Source organism: Streptomyces sp. NBC_00872, from assembly GCF_045161915.1.
Taxonomy (GTDB): domain Bacteria; phylum Actinomycetota; class Actinomycetes; order Streptomycetales; family Streptomycetaceae; genus Streptomyces.
In genome coordinates this window covers 2,627,590-2,648,428 of sequence record NZ_CP108806.1, presented here as the reverse complement: position 1 = coordinate 2,648,428, position 20,839 = coordinate 2,627,590, and the positions used below count along the sequence as shown (strand labels likewise).

General features: G+C 69.3%; 18 protein-coding genes and 5 tRNA genes. 14 read left to right on the top strand and 9 right to left on the bottom strand.

Features of this window, described 5'->3' with window-relative positions:
* Positions 1 to 100 precede the first annotated feature (100 nt).
* Together OG214_RS11260 and OG214_RS11255 are read left to right on the top strand one after the other, a co-directional pair.
* Entirely contained in the window at positions 101 to 1,684 is a 1,584-nt protein-coding gene (locus OG214_RS11260; protein WP_363084283.1) for an acyl-CoA carboxylase subunit beta, read from the top strand.
* A 46-nt stretch (positions 1,685 to 1,730) separates the two neighbouring features.
* Complete coding sequence (locus tag OG214_RS11255) at positions 1,731 to 1,934, top strand: acyl-CoA carboxylase subunit epsilon (protein ID WP_363084282.1); 204 nt, start codon at positions 1,731 to 1,733, stop codon at positions 1,932 to 1,934.
* Between the two features lie 168 nt (positions 1,935 to 2,102).
* On the opposite strand, the gene OG214_RS11250 is transcribed toward OG214_RS11255, so the two are convergent.
* The 8 genes from OG214_RS11250 to OG214_RS11215 form a co-directional block, all read right to left on the bottom strand.
* Positions 2,103 to 2,684, bottom strand: coding sequence for an ATP/GTP-binding protein (locus OG214_RS11250; protein WP_031229389.1), 582 nt, complete (start codon positions 2,682 to 2,684; stop codon positions 2,103 to 2,105).
* The gene (locus tag OG214_RS11245; protein ID WP_363085561.1) at positions 2,665 to 3,276 is read right to left on the bottom strand and encodes a DUF742 domain-containing protein; all 612 of its coding nucleotides are present in this window, start codon (positions 3,274 to 3,276) and stop codon (positions 2,665 to 2,667) included. Before OG214_RS11245 ends, OG214_RS11250 begins: the two co-directional genes overlap by 20 nt.
* Before the next feature lie 100 nt (positions 3,277 to 3,376).
* Positions 3,377 to 3,790, bottom strand: coding sequence for a roadblock/LC7 domain-containing protein (locus OG214_RS11240; protein WP_026057603.1), 414 nt, complete (start codon positions 3,788 to 3,790; stop codon positions 3,377 to 3,379).
* 10 nt (positions 3,791 to 3,800) lie between these two features.
* The gene (locus tag OG214_RS11235) at positions 3,801 to 7,088 is read right to left on the bottom strand and encodes a nitrate- and nitrite sensing domain-containing protein (RefSeq protein WP_405984656.1); all 3,288 of its coding nucleotides are present in this window, start codon (positions 7,086 to 7,088) and stop codon (positions 3,801 to 3,803) included.
* Positions 7,089 to 7,425: 337 nt separating this feature from the next.
* On the bottom strand, positions 7,426 to 8,007 hold the full coding sequence (locus tag OG214_RS11230) for an ATP/GTP-binding protein (protein WP_189282429.1): 582 nt from the start codon (positions 8,005 to 8,007) through the stop codon (positions 7,426 to 7,428).
* Positions 7,988 to 8,395, bottom strand: a complete 408-nt coding sequence (locus OG214_RS11225; RefSeq protein WP_114621845.1) for a DUF742 domain-containing protein — start codon at positions 8,393 to 8,395, stop codon at positions 7,988 to 7,990. Before OG214_RS11225 ends, OG214_RS11230 begins: the two co-directional genes overlap by 20 nt.
* Positions 8,396 to 8,504: 109 nt before the next feature.
* Entirely contained in the window at positions 8,505 to 8,918 is a 414-nt protein-coding gene (locus OG214_RS11220; RefSeq protein WP_030351794.1) for a roadblock/LC7 domain-containing protein, read from the bottom strand.
* 9 nt (positions 8,919 to 8,927) lie between these two features.
* Positions 8,928 to 12,716 (bottom strand): nitrate- and nitrite sensing domain-containing protein, encoded by a 3,789-nt coding sequence (locus OG214_RS11215; RefSeq protein WP_405984655.1) that lies wholly within the window; start codon positions 12,714 to 12,716, stop codon positions 8,928 to 8,930.
* Between the two features lie 584 nt (positions 12,717 to 13,300).
* On the opposite strand from OG214_RS11215, the gene OG214_RS11210 reads away from it, so the two are divergent.
* From OG214_RS11210 to OG214_RS11170, 9 genes are all read left to right on the top strand, one after another.
* The gene (locus OG214_RS11210) at positions 13,301 to 13,477 is read left to right on the top strand and encodes a hypothetical protein (protein ID WP_169922741.1); all 177 of its coding nucleotides are present in this window, start codon (positions 13,301 to 13,303) and stop codon (positions 13,475 to 13,477) included.
* 199 nt (positions 13,478 to 13,676) lie between these two features.
* Positions 13,677 to 14,459, top strand: a complete 783-nt coding sequence (locus tag OG214_RS11205) for a fumarylacetoacetate hydrolase family protein (RefSeq protein ID WP_363085124.1) — start codon at positions 13,677 to 13,679, stop codon at positions 14,457 to 14,459.
* Positions 14,452 to 15,924: a glutamate--tRNA ligase gene (gene gltX / locus OG214_RS11200; RefSeq protein WP_405984654.1), complete on the top strand. Its 1,473-nt coding sequence runs from the start codon at positions 14,452 to 14,454 to the stop codon at positions 15,922 to 15,924. The genes OG214_RS11205 and gltX overlap by 8 nt, the downstream gene beginning before the upstream one ends.
* Before the next feature lie 92 nt (positions 15,925 to 16,016).
* The gene (locus tag OG214_RS11195) at positions 16,017 to 16,736 is read left to right on the top strand and encodes an HAD family hydrolase (RefSeq protein ID WP_405984653.1); all 720 of its coding nucleotides are present in this window, start codon (positions 16,017 to 16,019) and stop codon (positions 16,734 to 16,736) included.
* An 87-nt stretch (positions 16,737 to 16,823) separates the two neighbouring features.
* Positions 16,824 to 16,895, top strand: a tRNA-Gln gene (locus OG214_RS11190).
* Positions 16,896 to 16,914: 19 nt separating this feature from the next.
* Positions 16,915 to 16,987: transfer RNA gene (locus tag OG214_RS11185), tRNA-Glu, on the top strand.
* A 61-nt stretch (positions 16,988 to 17,048) separates the two neighbouring features.
* Positions 17,049 to 17,121, top strand: a tRNA-Glu gene (locus OG214_RS11180).
* Between the two features lie 25 nt (positions 17,122 to 17,146).
* Positions 17,147 to 17,218, top strand: a tRNA-Gln gene (locus tag OG214_RS11175).
* A 19-nt stretch (positions 17,219 to 17,237) separates the two neighbouring features.
* Positions 17,238 to 17,310: transfer RNA gene (locus tag OG214_RS11170), tRNA-Glu, on the top strand.
* Between the two features lie 246 nt (positions 17,311 to 17,556).
* On the opposite strand, the gene ndgR is transcribed toward OG214_RS11170, so the two are convergent.
* Positions 17,557 to 18,273 carry an IclR family transcriptional regulator NdgR gene (gene ndgR / locus OG214_RS11165; protein ID WP_010984119.1) on the bottom strand — a complete coding sequence of 239 codons (717 nt, stop codon included), beginning with the start codon at positions 18,271 to 18,273 and terminating at the stop codon, positions 17,557 to 17,559.
* A 181-nt stretch (positions 18,274 to 18,454) separates the two neighbouring features.
* On the opposite strand from ndgR, the gene leuC reads away from it, so the two are divergent.
* From leuC to OG214_RS11150, 3 genes are all read left to right on the top strand, one after another.
* Entirely contained in the window at positions 18,455 to 19,894 is a 1,440-nt protein-coding gene (gene leuC / locus OG214_RS11160) for a 3-isopropylmalate dehydratase large subunit (RefSeq protein ID WP_405984652.1), read from the top strand.
* 2 nt (positions 19,895 to 19,896) lie between these two features.
* Complete coding sequence (gene leuD, locus OG214_RS11155) at positions 19,897 to 20,505, top strand: 3-isopropylmalate dehydratase small subunit (protein ID WP_405984651.1); 609 nt, start codon at positions 19,897 to 19,899, stop codon at positions 20,503 to 20,505.
* 104 nt (positions 20,506 to 20,609) lie between these two features.
* On the top strand, positions 20,610 to 20,837 hold the full coding sequence (locus OG214_RS11150; protein ID WP_363084574.1) for a hypothetical protein: 228 nt from the start codon (positions 20,610 to 20,612) through the stop codon (positions 20,835 to 20,837).
* Positions 20,838 to 20,839: the final 2 nt, after the last annotated feature.

Below are 20,839 nucleotides of genomic sequence, written 5' to 3'. Positions count from 1 at the left end.
GCATCCGGCCGGGTTCTGTCCAGGCCCACCAGGAATACCGCCAGGAGACTGTGTGGAGTCTACGGCGTGTTTTCCCCGGTGCTCTTCGTAGGGTTGGCACATGACCGTAGTGGACGAGACGCCGAGCGAGCCCACCGATGCCCGGGGGCGTGTGGCCGAACTGCACGCCCTGCGTGAGGCAGCCCGCCGAGGGCCCAGCGACCGCGCGACCGAGGCCCAGAAGGCCAAGGGCAAGCTGACCGCGCGCGAGCGCATCGAGCTGCTGCTCGACGAGGGATCGTTCAAGGAGGTCGAGCAGCTCCGCAGGCACCGCGCCACCGGCTTCGGCCTGGAGGCCAAGAGGCCGTACACGGACGGTGTCATCACCGGCTGGGGCACGGTGGAGGGCCGTACGGTCTTCGTCTACGCGCATGACTTCCGTATCTTCGGCGGCGCCCTCGGCGAGGCCCACGCCACCAAGATCCACAAGATCATGGACATGGCCATCTCGGCCGGTGCCCCGCTGGTCTCGCTCAACGACGGCGCGGGTGCCCGGATCCAGGAGGGCGTCTCCGCGCTCGCGGGCTACGGCGGCATCTTCCAGCGCAACACCCGTGCCTCCGGCGTCATCCCGCAGATCAGCGTGATGCTCGGCCCCTGCGCGGGCGGCGCCGCCTACAGCCCCGCCCTCACGGACTTCGTCTTCATGGTCCGCGAGACCTCGCAGATGTTCATCACCGGTCCTGACGTCGTCAAGGCGGTCACCGGCGAGGAGATCACCCAGAACGGCCTCGGCGGCGCGGATGTGCACGCCGAGACCTCGGGCGTCGCGCACTTCGCGTACGACGACGAGGAGACGTGCATCGCCGAGGTGCGCTATCTGCTGTCGATGCTGCCGCAGAACAACCGCGAGAACCCGCCCACGGTCGCCTCCCAGGACCCGGTGGACCGCCGCTCCGACGTACTGCTCGATCTGGTGCCCGCGGACGGCAACCGCCCGTACGACATGCACAAGGTGATCGAGGAACTGGTTGACGAGGGCGACTTCCTTGAGGTCCACGAGCGCTGGGCGCGGAACATCATCTGCGCCCTGGCCCGGCTGGACGGCCAGGTCATCGGCATCGTCGCCAACCAGCCGCAGTCCCTCGCCGGCGTGCTGGACATCGAGGCGTCCGAGAAAGCTGCGCGCTTCGTCCAGATGTGCGACGCTTTCAATGTCCCGATCGTGACGCTGCTGGACGTGCCCGGCTTCCTGCCGGGGGTCGACCAGGAGCACGGCGGGATCATCCGGCACGGTGCCAAACTCCTGTACGCCTACTGCAACGCCACCGTGCCGCGGATCTCCCTGATCCTGCGCAAGGCGTACGGAGGCGCCTACATCGTGATGGACTCCCAGTCCATCGGAGCCGACCTCACCTACGCCTGGCCCACGAACGAGATCGCGGTGATGGGCGCCGAGGGTGCCGCCAATGTCATCTTCCGCAAGCAGATCGCGGAAGCCGCGGACTCGGAGGCCATGCGCGCTCGGATGGTCAAGGAGTACAAGGCCGAGCTGATGCATCCCTACTACGCGGCGGAGCGCGGACTGGTCGATGACGTCATCGACCCCGTCGAGACCCGTGAGGTGCTCGCGAGTGCGCTCGCGATGCTCCGCACCAAGCACGCGGACCTGCCGTCCCGTAAGCACGGCAACCCCCCGCAGTGACCCTGCGTCCCGCGCCCTCCCGCCGAGAAGACGGAGATACGACTCCATGAGCGAATCCACGAACGAATCCCTGCTGCGCGTCGAGAAGGGGCAGGCCGGCCCCGAGGAGCTGGCCGCCATCACCGCCGTCCTGATGGCCCGCGCCGCGGCCCGCCAGGACGCCCCGGCCCACCACGGCAGCTCCACGGCCGGCTGGCGCCGCCTTGAGCGCACCCCCGGCTTCCGTGCCCCGCACAGCTGGCAGGGCTGATTCCCAGGACTCACTCCGCCTGTACGAAGGCCCCCGCACTCCTCGTGAGTGCGGGGGCCTTCGTCTGCGCGTCCGCCGCTTGTGCGGCTGTGCGTCCGTTCTACGGCTGTGCGTCCGTGTACGGGGCGCGACCGTGACCGCGGGCATGGCGGCCACGGTCGCGCGGAATCACCGGAGTCGTGCCATGAGGGCGTGTTCGACGAGGGTGATGAGTCCGCTTTTGGCGTCGGCGCGGTGGCGTGCGTCGGTGGTGATGATGGGGGTGTCGGGGCCGATCTGGAGTGCTTCGCGTACTTCGTCGGGGGTGTAGGGCTGGTGTCCGTCGAAGCCGTTGAGGGCGATGACGAAGGGGAGTCCTGAGTTTTCGAAGTAGTCGACGGCGGGGAAGCAGTCGGCGAGGCGGCGGGTGTCGACGAGGACGACGGCGCCGATGGCGCCGCGGACGAGGTCGTCCCACATGAACCAGAAGCGGTCCTGTCCGGGGGTGCCGAAGAGGTAGAGGATGAGGTCTTGGTCGAGGGTGATGCGTCCGAAGTCCATGGCCACGGTGGTGGTGGTCTTGTCTCCGGTGTGGGTGAGGTCGTCGATGCCTGCGGAGGCGCTGGTCATGACGGCTTCGGTACGCAGCGGGTTGATCTCCGAGACGGCGCCGACGAACGTGGTCTTGCCCACGCCGAAGCCGCCCGCCACCACGATCTTCGCGCTGGTGGTTGAGCGGGCTGCACCGCCGCTAGAGCTTGCGAAGTCCACTGAGCACCCTTTCGAGCAGTGTCACGTCTGGCTGGCCACCGGCGGCCTCGTCGCCGCCGGGCTGATGGATGGCGACAAGTCCGGCCTCCGCCAGGTCGGCTACGAGGATCCGGGCGACGCCCAGGGGGATGGAGAGGAGCGCCGAGATCTCGGCGACCGATTTGATCTCGAAACAGAGCCGGCAGATCCGCTGGTGCTCGGGCAACTGCCCTTGGAGCTGGGACGGATCGGCCGTCGTGCTGACCAGTGCCTCGATGGCGAGCTGGTACCGCGGCCTCGTCCGGCCGCCGGTCATGGCGTACGGACGGACCAACGGGTTGTGCGTATTCATGGCGGGAGCGGGCTGCTCCTGGCCCTGCCGCGGCGGTACCGGCTGGATACGGGGCCGCCGTGGCCGCTCGTACGGCTGCCGCTGAGGCGGTTCGTACGGCTGCTGCTGGGAATGGTAAGGCTGCTGCGGGCGTCCCGCGCCCTGACCGGGCATCTGACCGCTCGGCGCGGAGGGGAAGTTGAAGCGGTTCCGCGCGTGCTCGCCCGGGGACCGCTGTACACCGTCATAGTCATAGGGATGTCCGTCCGGGGGTGTAGCCACGTTTCCTCCTCCGACTGCCGGTCGCCGGGCCGATGCTGACGGGCCTGTGGGTCCGCGCCACCGCACCTTAATGGTGCGGTGGCGAGCAGCGCACTGTCTGTCAGTTGAGCAGACTTCCCTGGAGCTCGGCCCGGAGATCCGGGGTGAGGACCGTACCGGCCCGGTCGACCAGAAGAGCCATCTCGTATCCCACCAGGCCGATGTCGGCCTCCGGGTGGGCCAGGACGGCCAGGGAGGAACCGTCCGAGATGGACATGATGAAGAGGAAGCCCCGCTCCATCTCGACGACGGTCTGGTTGACGGCACCGCCTTCGAAGATCCGGGACGCCCCCGCGGTCAGCGAGGTCAGACCGGACGCCACGGCCGCGAGCTGATCGGCGCGGTCACGCGGGAAACCTTCGGACATGGCCAGCAGGAGTCCGTCGGCGGAGACCACCACCGTGTGGGACACCCCGGGGGTGTTGTCCACAAAGTTGGTGATCAACCAGTTCAGATTCTGCGCCGCCTGGCTCATCGGGCTCACACTAACGCTCCTGGTTGTAGGTACTGCCCGGGCCATGGCCCGGTCCGTTCGTGTCCGCTCCCGCCTTGCGGCCCCGCTGGACGCCCTGCCGCAGGTTGCTCAACCTGCCGCGGATGTCCTCGGGGGCCCGGGAGACCTGGGTGCCGCCCTGCGGGGTCTGCTCGGCCGCTCCCTCGATCAGATTGGCCTTGGGTACCCGGCGGGGGAGACCGGACGAGGTGATTCCGCCCGCCTTGGGCTCACGGAGCTTCTCCGCCCGGTGCCAGCGCTCGTCGTTCCTCGAACGCCAGTCGTCCGAACCGGCCGCCTCGCTCTGCCCGTTGCCCTGAGCGCCGCTGTGCCCGCCGCCCTGGCCGTCGCCGAGACCGTTCGACGGAGTCGGGGTGGCCGCCGGTGCGGACGGTCCGGCGTCCTGCCCCGTCGGCTGCCACTGCTGCTGTGGCGGCTGGCTGCTGCCCCGGCGCGGCAGACCCGCGTCCGTCAGCGTGTGACTGCTGCTCGGGGACGGGCCCGGACGGTCGAAGCCTACGCGGTCCTGAGCGATCTCGGGAGCGTCGGCGACAGATTCCGGTTCAGTTCGCCGCTCGGTCTCGTAGGTGTCCTGATACGTGCTCTGACCGGCCCACTCGTCCTGATGGGGCGGTGGGGCGAAGGCGTTCTCGTAGGACGCCTCGGGGCTCGGCGGCTCCGGGTGGACGGCCTCCGCATACGGCTGGCCCTGGGGCTGCTGGTACGCGCCGTAGCCGGCGTCGGGTCCCGGGTATCCGGCGGCGGGGTCGGCGGGCTGCTGGGGCGCGTACCCCTGCTCGTACGACGCCTCCTGGGGCACGTACCGACCGTCGACCTCCTCGCGGTAGTGGCTGTCGGCCCGCTCGCCGAAGACGGGCTGTCCGTCGCCCGCGGGGCCGCCCAGGGCCGCCCGTCGCTCCTCGCGCCTGAGCGTGCGGTTGACGGGGTCGAGGGCGCGGTCGCCGTCGGCCGGTCGGCCGGTCTGGTCCTCGTACCGCGAGTCGTCGAAGCCCAGTTCCGCGGCGGTCAGCATCGGGGCGGTGCTCTGGAACACCGGCTCCTCGGCTGGGGCCGACTGGTCCGGGATGAGCTGCGAGACGGTGAAGTCGTCGGCCGGAACCGGTTCGCCGCCACCGCCGTGGGTGATCGCGTCCGGGAGCATCACCAGCGAGGTCGTACCGGCCTGCTCGCCCGAGGGGCGGAGCTGGACCCGGATACCGTGCCGGTCGGCGAGACGGCCGACCACGAAGAGGCCCATGCGCTGGGAGACGGTGGCGTCCACGGTCGGCGGGTTGGCCAGCTTGTGGTTGATGTCCGCGAAGTCCTCGGCGGTGAGGCCGATGCCCTTGTCGTGGATCTCGATCATCACCCGGCCGTCGGGCAGCCGGGTGGCGGTCACCCGCACCTTGGTCTGCGGCGACGAGAACGTGGTGGCGTTCTCCAGCAGCTCGGCGAGCAGATGCACCAGGTCGGTCACCGACTGGCCGTGGATCTCGGTCTCGGGGACGCCGGTCAGCTCGATACGCGCGTACGACTCCACCTCGGAGGAGGCGGCGCGGAGCACATCCACCAGCGGTACCGGCTGGTTCCAGCGGCGGCCCGGCTCCTCGCCCGCGAGGACGAGGAGGTTCTCGCCGTTGCGGCGCATACGGGTCGCGAGATGGTCCAGCCGGAAGAGACTCTCCAGCTGGTCCGGATCGCCCTCGCTGTTCTCCAGCTCGGAGATGAGGGTCAACTGCCCCTCGATCAGCGACTGGTTGCGGCGGGAGAGATTGGTGAAGATCGCATTGACGTTTCCGCGGAGCATCGCCTGCTCGGCGGCGAGCCTGACCGCCTCGCGGTGGACCTGGTCGAAGGCGCGGGCGACCTCGCCGATCTCGTCGCGGGAGTCGATCGGGATCGGCTGCACCCGGGTGTCGACCCGGCCGGGCTCGGCACGGGAGAGCTGGTCGACCAGCATCGGCAGCCGCTGCTCGGCGATACCGAACGCGGCGGTGCGCAGCTCCCGCATCGAGCGGCTCATCTGCCGGGCCATCATCCCGGCCAGGATGAAGGCGGCCAGCAGGGCGATCACCACGATGGCGCCGTTGGTGACCGCGTCGTTCCTTGCGTTGTCCGAGATCTGGGCCGCGTCGGCCACGGCCTTGTCGACGAGGTCCTTCTCCAGGACCGTGTAGCCGTCGAACTTGGCGGTGGAGGCGGCCATCCAGGCCTGGGGCGTGACCCCGCGCTGCGCGAGCCGCTCGGGGCTGTCCCCGGTGGCGATCGCCGCCACCATGCCGTCCAGGACGGAGCCTTCCTGGCTCGGCGGGGCGGTGAAGTCCTCGCCCGCGGCGGCGGCCTGCTGCTGGGCCGCCGCGAGCTTTCTGGCTCCCTCGGCCGCCTTCTGCGTCATCACGTCCTGGAGCCTGACGGTGTCCTCCGACGTGCCGCCGGAGACGTACTCGCCGACGGCGATGTCCTCCAGATAGGCGTACGAGGAGAACGCGACCGTCTGGCCGTTCCTGACGTCTTCCTTCTGGCTGGGCCTGACCAGGAGGTGCATCCCGATGGAGCGCTGGAGCGACTCGGCGGCCTTCGCGAGCTGGATCGCGTAGACGGTACGTCCGTAGCTGGTGATGTTGCCGGTGCCGAGACCGAGCTCGTTGGCGAACTCCATGAGGGAGTGCTGCACCAGCACATAGCCCTCCTCGGTCGCCACGGGGCCGCCCTTGCCACCGCTCTTGTCGGCGGTCTCGACGGCCTCGATGTACGCGCTCTTCCTGATGGCGACGAGCTTCGGCTCCTCGGCCCTGAACAGGCTGAGACGGCGCTCCAGACCCTGCTTGGCGGGCATGTCCCGGACCGCCACGTCGAACTTCTTCTTCGCGGCGTCGGTGGCGGCGCGGGCCTGGACGACGACCGGTGCCTCGCCGTCGCCGGTCAGCAGCGGCTGAGCGGTGAGATCACGCTCGTTGAGCAGCGCCTGGCCGTACTCCGAGGCGGCCCGCACGACCAGCGCCGTGCGCTCGGCGTCCTGCGCCTCCTGCCAGGTGTCGATGGAGGCCTTGACCTGGAAGCCGCCCATCACCAGACCGACCAGCACGGGGATGAGGAGAATGGCGTTCAGCCGGGTGGGCACCCGCCAGTTCCGTGGCGAGAGCGCGCTGGTGCTGCCGGTGCTGCCGGGTGCCGGCGGCGAGCCGGTGGCGGCGGCGGCAGGCGGCACCGCTGCGCGCGGCGGCGGGGTGAAGTTGCCCCGCGCCTGCTGCTCCGCGGAGCTCGTCTTGCTTCGCCTCACTCGACCAACAACCTCTCGGCGTCGGCACCTACGTTTGTGCCGTGTTCTGTTCAGGGCCGTACTTCGGGAGTTGTCGAATTGCAGCACGAGGACAGGTCCCATTCCAAACAGCAGGAATCAGCCATTCCGAGTGGTCCAAGCCTCACATAAAACGGGCATAAAGAACGAGCCCCGCCAAAAGGCGGGGCTGACGTGAGCGCAGCGGCACCGGACGAGTGCGTCGGGTGTCCGGAGTCCGTGAATTCTCTGTCGAAATGTTATGAACATGGAGGCGGGCTGTGTCGAAGGACATAGCCCACCTCCAGTGGTGCCTACAGCAACTGCCGTACGCGGACGTCTACTTGAGTCGTGCCATGAGGGCGTGTTCGACGAGGGTGATGAGTCCGCTTTTGGCGTCGGCGCGGTGGCGTGCGTCGGTGGTGATGATGGGGGTGTCGGGGCCGATCTGGAGTGCTTCGCGTACTTCGTCGGGGGTGTAGGGCTGGTGTCCGTCGAAGCCGTTGAGGGCGATGACGAAGGGGAGTCCTGAGTTTTCGAAGTAGTCGACGGCGGGGAAGCAGTCGGCGAGGCGGCGGGTGTCGACGAGGACGACGGCGCCGATGGCGCCGCGGACGAGGTCGTCCCACATGAACCAGAAGCGGTCCTGTCCGGGGGTGCCGAAGAGGTAGAGGATGAGGTCTTGGTCGAGGGTGATGCGTCCGAAGTCCATGGCCACGGTGGTGGTGGTCTTGTCTCCGGTGTGGGTGAGGTCGTCGATGCCTGCGGAGGCGCTGGTCATGACGGCTTCGGTACGCAGCGGGTTGATCTCCGAGACGGCGCCGACGAACGTGGTCTTGCCCACGCCGAAGCCGCCCGCCACCACGATCTTCGCGCTGGTGGTTGAGCGGGCTGCACCGCCGCTAGAGCTTGCGAAGTCCACTGAGCACCCTTTCGAGCAGTGTCACATCCGGCGTGCCGCCGGCCTCTCCATTGCCCGGCTGATGGATCGCCACCATGCCGGCCTCCGCCAGGTCGGCCACGAGAATGCGGGCGACGCCGAGCGGCATCGTCAGCAGGGCCGACACCTCCGCCACCGACTTGACCTCACGGCACAGGTGGCAGATCCGCTGGTGCTCGGGGAGCAGGGTGGCGAGATGCGCCGGGTCTGCTGTCGTACTGACCAGCGCCTCGATGGCGAGCTGGTACCGCGGCCTCGTCCGGCCGCCGGTCATGGCGTACGGACGGACCAACGGCTGATCGCCCTCAGAACCGTACGACGCGTCCATTGAGGCGCCGTACGGATCGTGAGAGGCGGGTGGCGGGGTCATGAATCCTCCGGGCGTGACAGCAAGATGTCTGCGTGCCGTCTGACTTGGCCGGTGGGGGGCCGGTGTGGCGGCCTGACGGTGATGGAGCTGGGGCGGTGCCTGGGGAGCCTCAGTGCAGCAGGCTTCCCTGGAGCTCTGCGCGCAGGTCCGGCGTGAGGACCGTACCGGCGCGATCGACCAGGAGGGCCATCTCATACCCCACCAGGCCGATGTCGCACTCGGGGTGGGCGAGCACGGCCAGGGAGGAACCGTCCGAGACGGACATGAGGAAGAGGAAACCACGCTCCATCTCGACGACGGTCTGGTTGACCGGGCCGCCTTCGAAGATCCGGGACGCCCCCGCGGTCAGCGAGGTCAGACCGGACGCCACGGCCGCGAGCTGATCGGCGCGGTCACGGGGGAAGCCCTCGGACATGGCCAGCAGAAGTCCGTCCGCGGAGACCACCACCGTGTGGGACACCCCGGGGGTGTTGTCCACGAAGTTGGTGATCAACCAGTTCAGATTCTGCGCAGCCTGACTCATCGGACTCAACTAACGCTCCTGCTGGTGAGAGGTGCCGAGGTTGAAGCTGCCGGTCGCCGGGCCGGTGTTGCCCGCCTGACGACCCTGCTGAATACCCCGACGGAGATTGGTCAGCCGGCCGCGTACGTCAGCGGGCGCACGCGAAACCTGCGGACCGGCCTGGTTGTTCTGTTCCTGCGCGGTACCGGGCACCAGGTTGGCACGCGGCACCCGGCGCGGCAGGCCGGAGGTGGTGATACCGCCGGCCTGGGGCTTCTTGACCCGCTCGGCCTGGCGTACCAGCTCGTCGTTGGGTGACGTGCGCCAGGACGAGGTGACGCCCGCGCCGCCCCCGCCCGAACCGTTGGCACCGTCGAGACCGGGGAAGCCCGAACCGTTGGTGCCTGAGCCCTGGGAGGGCTCGCGCCGCGGGATCGGATCCCGCCGCGACTGCTGAGACTGCTGTGCGTGGGGTTGCTGTGTGTGCGGTGCCTGGTACTGCTGGCCGCCGCCCTGCTGCGAACCGTGACCGTGGAACCAGTTGGTCTCCAGGTTGTCGTACAGCGGGGTGCGGCCGTCACCGGGACCGGCCGGCGGCAGCGCCTCGGGCTGCGGCTGCGGTGGCAGACCCGGCGGACGGTAACCGCCCTGCGGAGCCGACGCCGGGGGCCGCGGAGCGTTGTAGTCCTGCTGACCGTTGTAGTCCCGCTGCGGGGCGTTGTACTCCGACGGGGTACGGAAGTCGGACTGGGCGCCGTAGTTCTGCGGGGAGTCGTACCCCGCGGGGGCGTTGAAGTCCGGACGGGGGAACTGGGCCGTGGCCGCCGCGTCCTGCGGGCCGCCGCGTCCCGTGTTCGGGTCGGGCCGGGGCCCGTCGAAGTCCGGGCGCTGGAACTCGGCCGTGGAGCCGGGTCCCTGCTGCTGCTCGCCCGGCGGCCGGACGTACAGACCGGAGGAGTCGTGCTCCTCGTGGCCGCGCGGGACGTCCAGCGAGGGGCGCTGACCGGACTGCTGGTCACTGCCCCAGCTGGTGGTCTGCGGGCGCTGCGGCTGCGGGTTGCCACCGGGCAGTTCGGCGCGCGGTCCGCCGGGCGGCGGGAGCTGCCGGCCGCGGTCGGGGGCACCGCCCTGCTGGAAGGCGTTCTGGGCACGTCCGCTGAAGCCGTTCTGGCCACCGCCCTGACCGGACCTGGCGCCCGGTGCGGGCTGGCCGTTCTGGCCGGCCGGGGCGCCGGGGTGGTCCGGCCAGCCCTGTCCCTGGCCCTGGCTGCCCTGAGCCTGACCGCCGGCCTGGCCCTGACCGCCGCCCTGTCCCTGGCCCTGGGACGGACCGTTGAACGCGTTCTGGCTGAAAATGCTGGACTGTCCCGAGCCTTGTCCCTGGCCCTGGCCCTGGCCCTGTCCCTGGCCTTGTCGCTGCGGGTCCTGCGGTCCGCCCTGCGGGCCGCCCGAGCCGTCACGGGACGGCAGCGCCGCACGCGGGCTCGCACCCGTGAGCAGACCGGCGCCACCGCCGGGGCCCGCGCCGATACCGGGACGGCCGCCACCGGCCGCACCGGGACCGCCGGTCAACTGGCCGCCCGCGGCGGGGGCCTGGCCCGCGCCGTTCTGGCCGCCGGGACCGCCGACCGCTCCGGGCCTGCCCGCGGGCGCCTTCTTGCCGCCGTGCGCGACATCGACCGGCAGCATGACCAGCGCGGTCGTACCACCCGAGTCGGAGGGACGGAGCTGAATCCTGATGCCGTGGCGCAGCGACAGCCGGCCGACCACGAACAGACCCATGCGGCGCGACACCGAGACATCCACGGTGGGCGGCGACGCGAGCCGCTCGTTGATCGCCGCGAGATCCTCGGGCGACAGACCGATACCGGTGTCGTGGATCTCGACGAGCACCCGTCCGTCGGGCAGCGCGTGACCGGTGACCCGGACCTTCGTCTGCGGCGAGGAGAACGACGTCGCGTTCTCCAGCAGCTCGGCGAGCAGGTGCACGAGGTCGTTGACGACACGTCCGGCGACCTCGGTCGCGGGGACCGAGGCCAGTTCGATGCGCTCGTACTGCTCCACCTCGGAGGCGGCGGCACGGAGGACGTCGACCAGCGGGACGGGCCTGGTCCAGCGGCGGCCCGGCTCCTCGCCCGCGAGGACGAGGAGGTTCTCGCCGTTACGGCGCATACGGGTCGCGAGGTGGTCCAGCTTGAACAGCGAGGAGAGCTGGTCCGGGTCGGCCTCACGGGACTCGAGTTCCGAGATCAGGGAGAGCTGACGCTGGATGAGGCCCTGGCTGCGGCGCGAGAGGTTGGTGAACATCGCGTTGACGTTGCCCCGCAGCAGAGCCTGCTCGGCGGCGAGGCGGACCGCCTCGCGGTGCACGTCGTCGAAGGCCGCGGCGACCTTTCCGATCTCGTCCCTGGAGTGCACACCGACCGACTCGACGGAGGTGTCGACATCCTGCGGGTCCGACTCGGAGAGCTGCTTGACCAGTTCGGGCAGCCGGTCCTGGGCGACCCTGGTCGCCGTGTCCTGGAGCCGGCGCAGCGAGCGGATCATGGACCGGGCCACCACGAAGGCGCCGACCAGCGAGACACCCAGCACCAGCAGGATGACCGCACCGTTGATGAACGCGTCGCGCTGCGACTGGTCACGCAGTTCGCGGGCCTTGCCCTCCATCTCGCCCAGCAGCGTGGCCTCGATGGTCTTCATCGCGTTGATCCGGGTGGACGCCTGGTCGGTCCAGTCCAGATACGAGCGGTTGGGCTGCTGCGCCATACCGTCCGGAGTGCCCAGCACCCGCTCGGCGTACTTCTTGGCCTGCGCGATCTCCGGGTTGCCGTTGCCGTTGAGCGGAGCCATCAGCTCCTCGGCGTCGCCGCCCATGGACTCGTACAGCGAGCTGAAGGAGGTGAGGGCGTTCTGCTCCTTGGTCGCCGCGGCCAGACCGTAGAGGCGGTCGCTGTCGGTGAGCTTGCCCTTGGTCCGCAGATCGGCCGGCAGCGCGGCGGCGATGATCGCCCGCTGGATGGAGGCGTACTCCTTGGCGGACGAGAAGGCGGCCAGCGCACGGGTCCGCTTGATCATGTCCGGGTTGCTGGTCGCCTGTGCCATGTCCTGGGAGAGGCTCAGCAGCGAGTCGATCAGTCCGCTGTACGCGTCGACGGTCAGCGAGTCCGACGCCGACGTGTACGCGCCCTTGCGGATGTCGTTGATCTTGTTGACCTGGGTGGCGATCTGGTTGACGTTGGAGCGGATGCTCTCCAGCGCCTCGTCGCCGTCGGTGTTGCCGATGTCGACCGTGGCGTCGAGGAATGCCTTCTTCGCGCGGTCGGTCTTGGTACGGCGGTCCTTGACCTTGTACTCGGTGGGCGACGTGCCGTTGGTGAGCGGACCTGCCGACTCGTCACGTTCCGCCTGGAGCGCGGCGGCGAGGCTGGTCGCCTCCTTGGTCATCTTCGTCAGCAGCTGCATGTGCTCCAGCTGCTGCATGTCGTTGAGCGACTGGTTGATACGGAGCCCGCCCAGCGAGGTCGCGGCGACCACCGGCAGCGTCAGCAGCGCCACCAGGCGAGTGCTGATGCGCCAGTTGCGCAGGGCCATCCGTGATCCGACGTCGCCCGGCACCGAGTTGGACAAGGCCGGGGGCACGGGCGAAGCCCCGCCACCACCGGCCTGTGCCGTTCCCGTGGACCCGCCTCTGCCGCCACTCTCGCCCGAGGGTGCCGGGCCCGGGTTCTGGGTGTGCTGGGGCGAGGAGCCGCGGTCGGTTCCGCCGCGGGGCTCCTGCTCCGCCGCAGCACTGCTATCCCTCTTGAAACGTCCCTGCACTAGCGTCGCAACCTCTGGACCAGGCGCCCCTCCGCGAACGGCGGGGCGGTGTCGGCGTCTTGGGGGCAGAACGCTCCCCATGGTGGTCGTGAGTGACCGGCGCTGCTCCCCTTCCCCGCCGCCACTCGGCGCTGCGTTGCGCCCCTGCGCGCCGGCTTGTAAACCCGCGGCGGTGGGGGGAATTCCAGCACAGTGCAGGATCTCCAACAAGGGCCGTGGGGTGGCGAGTGGCTTGAATGACGCGGTGTGAGCGCCGTATCACCAGCCGTAGAAATGGTTCACGGAGGAAACGGACTTTTATTGACGAGCCGCTTACGGGTGGGGGGTGTCCCAGTCCTGATGATCAGGAGCGGAATGTAACGTTCAGTAACGCAATGTCCGTTTCCATGACCATCGTATGATCGTTGCTCGCTGACCGTAATGGGGGAAATGCCCGGCGAGTCGTGAGCAAACTCACATGGAGATCGCTGATGGATCCCGGCTTCGGCGGGGAATCGGATGTTTAGCCTGGCGCTTTACAGAGACGGCACATCCGACAAGTGGCGCCCCGGCGCCCGTACTCCCGACAAGGTCTGAAACCACAGATGAAGACGACGATGATGTTCCGCACCACCGCCAACCCCCGGCGCACCACGCTGGCGCATCTGAAGGACGCCGAGGAACTGGCTCCCGCGGAGCAGCAGGAACACCCCGTCGCCCTGCCGAACCGGACCGCCAACCCCCGTCGTACGACTCTCATGGACGCACCCACCGCGCCGTAGGTTCCCGAGCGGCGCGATCGTTGATCCACTTCTGCCCGCACTGTAGTACGTGAGGTGGCCGCCCCCGGTACACGAGGCGGCCACCTCACGCGTGAGAGGGCCGGCGGCCGTCGCGGGACGGCCACCACGCGCCCCGCGCTAGCCTGGAGCGTCAGTCTCCAGCAGTACGAGCAAGCAAGCAGAGGGGCGGCAGCATCCCGTGCGCATCGCCAGATTCTCCATCGACGGCAATGTCGCCTTCGGCGCGGTCGAGGGCGAAGGCACCGACCCCGCCGGCCTTGTCCTCGACATCATCAAGGGCATCCCGTACGCCGACTTCGAACTCTCCGGCACCAAGGTCCCGCTGAGCAAGGTGCGCCTCCTGCCGCCCGTGATCGGCAACAAGATCCTGGGCCTCGGCCGCAACTACGCGGACCACGCCAAGGAACTGGGCAACGCGGTCCCCGAGGTCCCCGTGGTCTTCCTCAAGCCCACCACCTCGCTGATCGGCACCGGCGACGCGATCGAGTACCCCGCCTTCTCCGACGAGGTGCACTACGAGGCCGAACTGGCCGTCGTCATCGGCCGGATGTGCCGCGAGGTCCCGCGCGAGCGCGTCAAGGACGTGATCTTCGGCTACACCTGCGCCAATGACGTCACGGCCCGCGACGCCCAGCGCGCCGAGAACCAGTGGGCACGGGCCAAGGGCTTCGACACCTCGTGCCCGCTCGGCCCCTGGGTGGAGACCGAGCTCGATCCCTCGGACCTCACCATCCAGTGCACGGTCAACGGCGAACAGCGCCAACTCGGCCGTACGAGCGACATGATCCGCTCCGTCGAGGACATGATCGTGCACATCACCGAGGCCATGACGCTGCTCCCGGGCGATGTCATCCTCACGGGCACCCCCGCCGGGGTCGGCCCCCTCAGCGTCGGCGACGAGGTCGCCGTCACCATCGAAGGCATCGGCACTCTCACCAACAAGGTGATCAAGCGTGGCTAACGGACCCGTCCGTGTACGTTTCTGTCCCTCGCCGACCGGCAACCCCCATGTGGGCCTGGTCCGCACCGCCCTGTTCAACTGGGCGTTCGCCCGGCACAGCGGCGGCACCCTGGTCTTCCGTATCGAGGACACCGACGCGGCGCGCGACTCCGAGGAGTCGTACGTGCAGCTCCTCGACTCGATGCGCTGGCTCGGGCTCGACTGGGACGAGGGCCCCGAGGTGGGCGGGCCGCACGCGCCGTACCGGCAGTCGCAGCGGATGGATCTCTACCGCGACACCGCGGAGAGGCTGCTCGCGGCGGGGCACGCGTACCACTGCTACTGCACCACCGAGGAGCTGGACGCCCGCCGCGACGCGGCCCGCGCGGCGGGTCGCCCGTCGGGGTACGACGGCCACTGCCGCGATCTGACCGAGGAGCGGAAGGCGGCGTACGAGGCGGAGGGGCGCACCTCCATCGTCCGCTTCCGGATGCCCGACGAGCCGATCACCTTCACGGACCTGGTCCGCGGCGAGCTGACCTTCACCCCGGAGAACGTCCCGGACTACGGCATCGTCCGCGCCAACGGCGCCCCGCTCTACACGCTCGTCAACCCGGTCGACGACGCGCTGATGGAGATCACCCACGTCCTGCGCGGTGAGGACCTGCTCTCCTCCACCCCGCGCCAGATCGCGCTCTACAAGGCGCTGATCGAGCTGGGCATCGCCAAGGACATCCCGGCGTTCGGGCATCTCCCCTATGTGATGGGCGAGGGCAACAAGAAGCTCTCCAAGCGTGACCCGCAGTCGTCGCTGAACCTCTACCGGGAGCGCGGGTTCCTCCCCGAGGGTCTGCTCAACTACCTGTCCCTGCTGGGCTGGTCGCTCGCCGCGGACCGCGACATCTTCACGATGGACGAGATGGTCGCCGCGTTCGACATCGCGGACGTCAACGCCAATCCGGCCCGCTTCGACCTGAAGAAGGCCGAGGCGATCAACGCGGACCACATCCGGCTGCTGGACGTGAAGACGTTCACCGAGGCGTGCGGACCCTGGCTGAAGGCGCCGTACGCGCCGTGGCCGCCGGAGTCCTTCGACGCGGCGGCCTTCGAGGCGCTGGCCCCACTGGCCCAGACCCGGCTCACGGTGCTCTCGGACATCACCGCCAATGTCGACTTCCTCTTCCTGGCCGAGCCGGTGGCGGACGAGGCGTCCTGGGCGAAGGCGATGAAGCCGGGCACGGACGCCCTGCTGGAGACCGCCCGTACGAAGATCGCCGAGGCGGAGTGGAACACGGAGTCCCTCAAGAACGCGGTGCTCGCGGCCGGTGAGGAGCACGGCCTCAAACTGGGCAAGGCCCAGGCCCCGGTCCGGGTCGCGGTCACGGGCCGCACGGTGGGCCTGCCGCTCTTCGAGTCGCTGGAACTCCTGGGCCGCGACCGCACCCTGTCCCGTATCGACACGGCCCTGACGAAACTGCGGGCCTGACGGCCGGGGGCCAGGGGCCGGGAGCCGGGGGGCCGGGGGCGAAGACGCCCCGGGCCCCCCGGCCCGCGGCCGGCGCGGGTACCGTCTTCGGTATGCCTATTCGTGCCGTGGTCTGGGACATCGACGACACGCTCTTCGACTACACCGGCGCGGACCGCGTCGCCCTGCGGGGCCATCTCGCCGCCGAAGGACTGGGCGAGCGCTACGGCTCCGTCGACCAGGCACTCGCGCGCTGGCGGGAGATCACCGATCAGCACTGGGGGCGGTTCGCCGCGGGGGAGACGGACTTCCAGGGGCAGCGGCGCGACCGGGTCCGGTCCTTTCTCGGCGCGGAGGTGAGCGACACCGAGGCGGACGGCTGGTTCCAGCGGTACGCCGTTCACTTCGAAGCCGCCTGGACGCTGTTTCCCGACAGTGTCGCCGTGCTCGACCGGCTCGCGCCCGACTACCGGCAGGCCGTCCTGTCGAATTCCAGCCTCCGCAACCAGGACCGGAAGCTGCGCGCCCTGGGGGTGCGCGATCACTTCGAGACGGTCCTCTGCGCCGCTGAGCTGGGCGTTTCCAAGCCCGACGCCGCGGCCTTCCATGCCGCCTGCGACGCCCTCGCGCTGGATCCGCGCGAAGTGGCGTACGTGGGCAACGAGCCGGACATCGACGCGGGCGGCGCCGTCGCCGCGGGACTCGCCGGGGTCTGGCTGGACCGGGACGGCCGCGGGGGGCGTCCTGAGCTGGTACGGATCACCGATCTCGGCCAGCTTCCGGGCCTGCTGCGCGGCGATACCCGTTTTGGAGCCATGTCCGCGATCGGGTAATGTTCTTCCTGCGCCGCCCGGGAGGGCCGAGAGGTCCGGCCGGAGAGCGCAAGCCAAATAAGCCCCCGTACGGGGGTTGAGTTTTGGTGGGCTATGGTGTAATTGGCAGCACGACGGTTTCTGGTTCCGTTAGTCTAGGTTCGAGTCCTGGTAGCCCAGCGCAGATGTTCTCTGCAACGCCCCCGTTGTGTAGCGGCCTAGCACGCTGCCCTCTCACGGCAGTAGCGCCGGTTCGAATCCGGTCGGGGGTACAGATCCTTCTCTCCGATGTCTTCGGGTCGCACCCGGACACGTCGATGCAGGATCGCTAGGGCCCCCGTTGTGTAGCGGCCTAGCACGCCGCCCTCTCAAGGCGGTAGCGCCGGTTCGAATCCGGTCGGGGGTACGGGTCCGCAAGGACTGAACCACCATGGGCTATGGTGTAATTGGCAACACGACGGTTTCTGGTTCCGTTGTTCTAGGTTCGAGTCCTGGTAGCCCAGCGCAGATGTTCTCTGCAATGCCCCCGTTGTGTAGCGGCCTAGCACGCTGCCCTCTCACGGCAGTAGCGCCGGTTCGAATCCGGTCGGGGGTACAGACAAGGAAGGGCCCTTCGTACGTGAAGGGCCCTTTCCGTGTTCTCTCCCTCAACCGCCGCGCTCGATCAACCGCCGCCACCGAAGGGCCTGTTGGACCCCTCCGTCCCGCCTTCGCCATCGCCGCCGCGTCGATCCGTCCGTTCGCTCCCCGGCTCGGACCGCTCCACCATGTCCAGGTCCTCGACGCCGAGTTCACCGGCGGGACGGGATCCGGCGTGCGACCTGGACGCGGGGAGGGGGCTTCAGCCCGTGCGGCGCAGCGCCTCGCTCAGCCGGCCCGCGGCGTCGATGACGGCCTGGGCGTGCATACGGCCCGGATGCCGGGTGAGCCGCTCGATCGGTCCGGATACGGAGACGGCCGCGACCACCCGGTTCGACGGACCGCGCACGGGCGCCGAGACCGAGGCCACGCCCGGCTCGCGCTCACCGATCGACTGGGCCCAGCCCCTGCGCCGTACGCCCGAGAGCGCCGTCGCCGTGAAACGGGCCCCCTGAAGACCGCGGTGCAACCGCTCCGGTTCTTCCCAGGCCATCAGGATCTGGGCGGAGGAACCCGCCTTCATCGTCAGGGTGGAGCCGACCGGGACCGTGTCCCGCAGCCCCGAGAGACGCTCGGCGGCGGCCACGCATATCCGCATGTCACCCTGCCTGCGGTAGAGCTGCGCGCTCTCGCCGGTCACATCCCGTAGATGGGTGAGTACAGGTCCCGCCGTGGCCAGCAGCCGGTCCTCGCCGGCGGCGGCGGCCAGCTCCGCCAGCCGCGGGCCCAGAATGAACCTGCCCTGCATGTCCCTCGCCACCATCCGGTGGTGTTCCAGTGCCACGGCCAGCCGGTGGGCCGTGGGACGTGCGAGCCCGGTCGCCGCGACCAGTCCGGCGAGGGTGGCCGGACCGGACTCCAGAGCGCTCAGTACCAGAGCAGCCTTGTCGAGAACGCCGACGCCGCTAGAGTTGTCCATGAAACGATACTTGCGTCTCACTCTGTGAAACGCAAGTTCAATTTCCCGAGGAACTTGCCAACCTGTATGTACGGCCCGCGGACCACGGGTCTTCAGCCGGCGTCCGGATACGTGGGGACCGGACGCGGGTCGATATATCTCTAGGAGCGCCGGACACGACGGACCGGCCGGAGGGAAAGCGATGGGTAGGACACTCGCGGAGAAGGTCTGGGACGACCATGTCGTCCGGCGCGCAGAGGGCGAGCCCGACCTCCTCTTCATCGATCTGCACCTGCTGCACGAGGTGACCAGTCCCCAGGCGTTCGACGGCCTCCGGAAGAGCGGCCGGCCGGTCCGGCGGCTCGACCTCACCATCGCGACCGAGGACCACAACACCCCGACCATCGACATCGACAAGCCCATCGCCGACCCGGTCTCGCGGGTCCAGCTGGAGACGCTCCGCAAGAACTGCGCCGACTTCGGCGTGCGGCTGCACCCGCTGGGCGATGTCGAGCAGGGCGTCGTCCATGTCGTGGGTCCGCAGCTCGGGCTGACCCAGCCCGGCACCACCGTCGTCTGCGGTGACAGCCACACCTCCACGCACGGCGCCTTCGGCGCGCTGGCGTTCGGGATCGGCACCAGCCAGGTCGAGCATGTCCTGGCCACCCAGACCCTGCCGCTGGCCCGCCCCAAGACCATGGCCATCACGATCGAGGGCGAACTCCCCGACGGCGTCACCGCCAAGGACCTGATCCTCGCCATCATCGCCAGGATCGGCACCGGCGGCGGCCAAGGCTACATCCTCGAATACCGCGGCTCCGCCGTCGAGAAGCTCTCGATGGAAGCCCGGATGACCATCTGCAACATGTCCATCGAGGCCGGGGCACGGGCGGGCATGATCGCCCCCGACGAGACCACCTTCGCCTATCTCAAGGGCCGCGACCACGCGCCCGAGGGCGAGGACTGGGACGCGGCGGTCGCCTACTGGAAGACGCTGCGCACCGACGACGACGCGGTCTTCGACGCCGAGGTCTTCATCCAGGCCGCGGAACTGGCTCCCTTCGTCACCTGGGGCACCAACCCGGGCCAGGGCGCGCCGCTCTCCGCACACGTCCCCGACCCGGCTTCGTACGAGGACGCCTCGGAGCGCCACGCCGCGGAAAAAGCCCTGGAGTACATGGGGTTGACCGCGGGACAGGCGCTGCGCGACATCAATGTCGACACCGTCTTCGTAGGTTCCTGCACCAACGGGCGTATCGAGGACCTGCGCTCGGCGGCCTCGGTCCTGGGCGGCCGCAAAGTCGCCGACGGCGTACGGATGCTGGTGGTCCCCGGTTCGGTACGGGTCGCCCTCCAGGCCGTCGAGGAGGGCCTGGACAAGGTCTTCACCGCCGCCGGCGCGGAGTGGCGGCACGCGGGCTGCTCGATGTGCCTGGGTATGAACCCCGACCAACTCGCACCCGGCGAGCGCTCGGCGTCCACGTCCAACCGTAACTTCGAGGGCAGGCAGGGCAAGGGCGGGCGTACCCATCTGGTCTCCCCCCAGGTCGCCGCCGCCACCGCCGTGCTGGGCCATCTCGCCTCGCCGGCCGATCTGTCCGACGCCGATGCCGGCGCCCGTACGCCCGCTGGAGCGCGATAACCATGGAAGCCTTCACCACCCACACCGGCCGCGCCGTACCGCTGCGCCGCGGCAATGTCGACACCGACCAGATCATCCCGGCGCACTGGCTCAAGAAGGTCACCCGCGACGGGTTCGAGGACGGGCTGTTCGAGGCCTGGCGCAAGGACCCGGCGTTCGTCCTCAACCAGTCCGAGTACACCGGAGCGACCGTGCTGGTCGCGGGCCCCGACTTCGGTACCGGCTCCTCCCGTGAACACGCCGTCTGGGCGCTCCAGAACTACGGTTTCAAGGCCGTCATCTCCTCCCGGTTCGCCGATATCTTCCGCGGCAACTCGCTCAAGAACGGTCTGCTGACCGTGGTTCTGGAGCAGCCGGTCGTCGACGCCCTCTGGGAGATCGCGGAGAGCGACCCCAAGGCCGAGATCACCGTGGATCTCCAGACGCGCCAGGTCAGGGCCCCCGGTTCCGACGGGGCCGGACTGACGGCCGATTTCGAGCTGGACGAGAACGCCCGCTGGCGGCTGCTGAACGGTCTCGACGACATCAGCCTCACCCTTCAGAACGAAGCGGACATCGCCGCCTACGAGGCCGCCAGGCCGTCCTTCAAACCACGCACAATTACCGCCTGAGCAGCGCTTTTCCCCTACTGCACCCCCTGCCTCCCGGCAGGGGGTGCAGTTGCTTGTTGAGCCCCCCTCGGGCGACAACTCGCCCCAGATGGCACAATCGGTGCATGGAACGCGACAGCCAACTCAAGCTCTACGGGTTAGTCGCCGAACAACTGAAGGAAGCGCACACAAGGGTGCGCGCGCTGCAAGTCCCGGAGGGCGTACGGATGGCGCTCTCGCGGAAGCTGCTGGTCATCACGGCCGCGGCGAAACACGATCTCCCGGACGCGGCAAGGCGTCTGGAGCGCTTGATGAAGGACCTCGACGAGGGTCGTTTCCCCGAAGGTGAGTGACC

Coding starts and splice junctions, on each gene's coding strand:
- OG214_RS11260 (WP_363084283.1), top strand. CDS start 101: ATGACCGTAGTGGACGAGACGCCGAGCGAGCCCACCGATGCCCGGGGG.
- OG214_RS11255 (WP_363084282.1), top strand. CDS start 1,731: ATGAGCGAATCCACGAACGAATCCCTGCTGCGCGTCGAGAAGGGGCAG.
- OG214_RS11240 (WP_026057603.1), bottom strand. CDS start 3,790: ATGAGCCAGGCGGCGCAGAATCTGAACTGGTTGATCACCAACTTTGTG.
- OG214_RS11225 (WP_114621845.1), bottom strand. CDS start 8,395: ATGACCCCGCCACCCGCCTCTCACGATCCGTACGGCGCCTCAATGGAC.
- OG214_RS11220 (WP_030351794.1), bottom strand. CDS start 8,918: ATGAGTCAGGCTGCGCAGAATCTGAACTGGTTGATCACCAACTTCGTG.
- OG214_RS11210 (WP_169922741.1), top strand. CDS start 13,301: ATGAAGACGACGATGATGTTCCGCACCACCGCCAACCCCCGGCGCACC.
- OG214_RS11195 (WP_405984653.1), top strand. CDS start 16,017: ATGCCTATTCGTGCCGTGGTCTGGGACATCGACGACACGCTCTTCGAC.
- ndgR (WP_010984119.1), bottom strand. CDS start 18,273: ATGGACAACTCTAGCGGCGTCGGCGTTCTCGACAAGGCTGCTCTGGTA.
- leuC (WP_405984652.1), top strand. CDS start 18,455: ATGGGTAGGACACTCGCGGAGAAGGTCTGGGACGACCATGTCGTCCGG.
- leuD (WP_405984651.1), top strand. CDS start 19,897: ATGGAAGCCTTCACCACCCACACCGGCCGCGCCGTACCGCTGCGCCGC.
- OG214_RS11150 (WP_363084574.1), top strand. CDS start 20,610: ATGGAACGCGACAGCCAACTCAAGCTCTACGGGTTAGTCGCCGAACAA.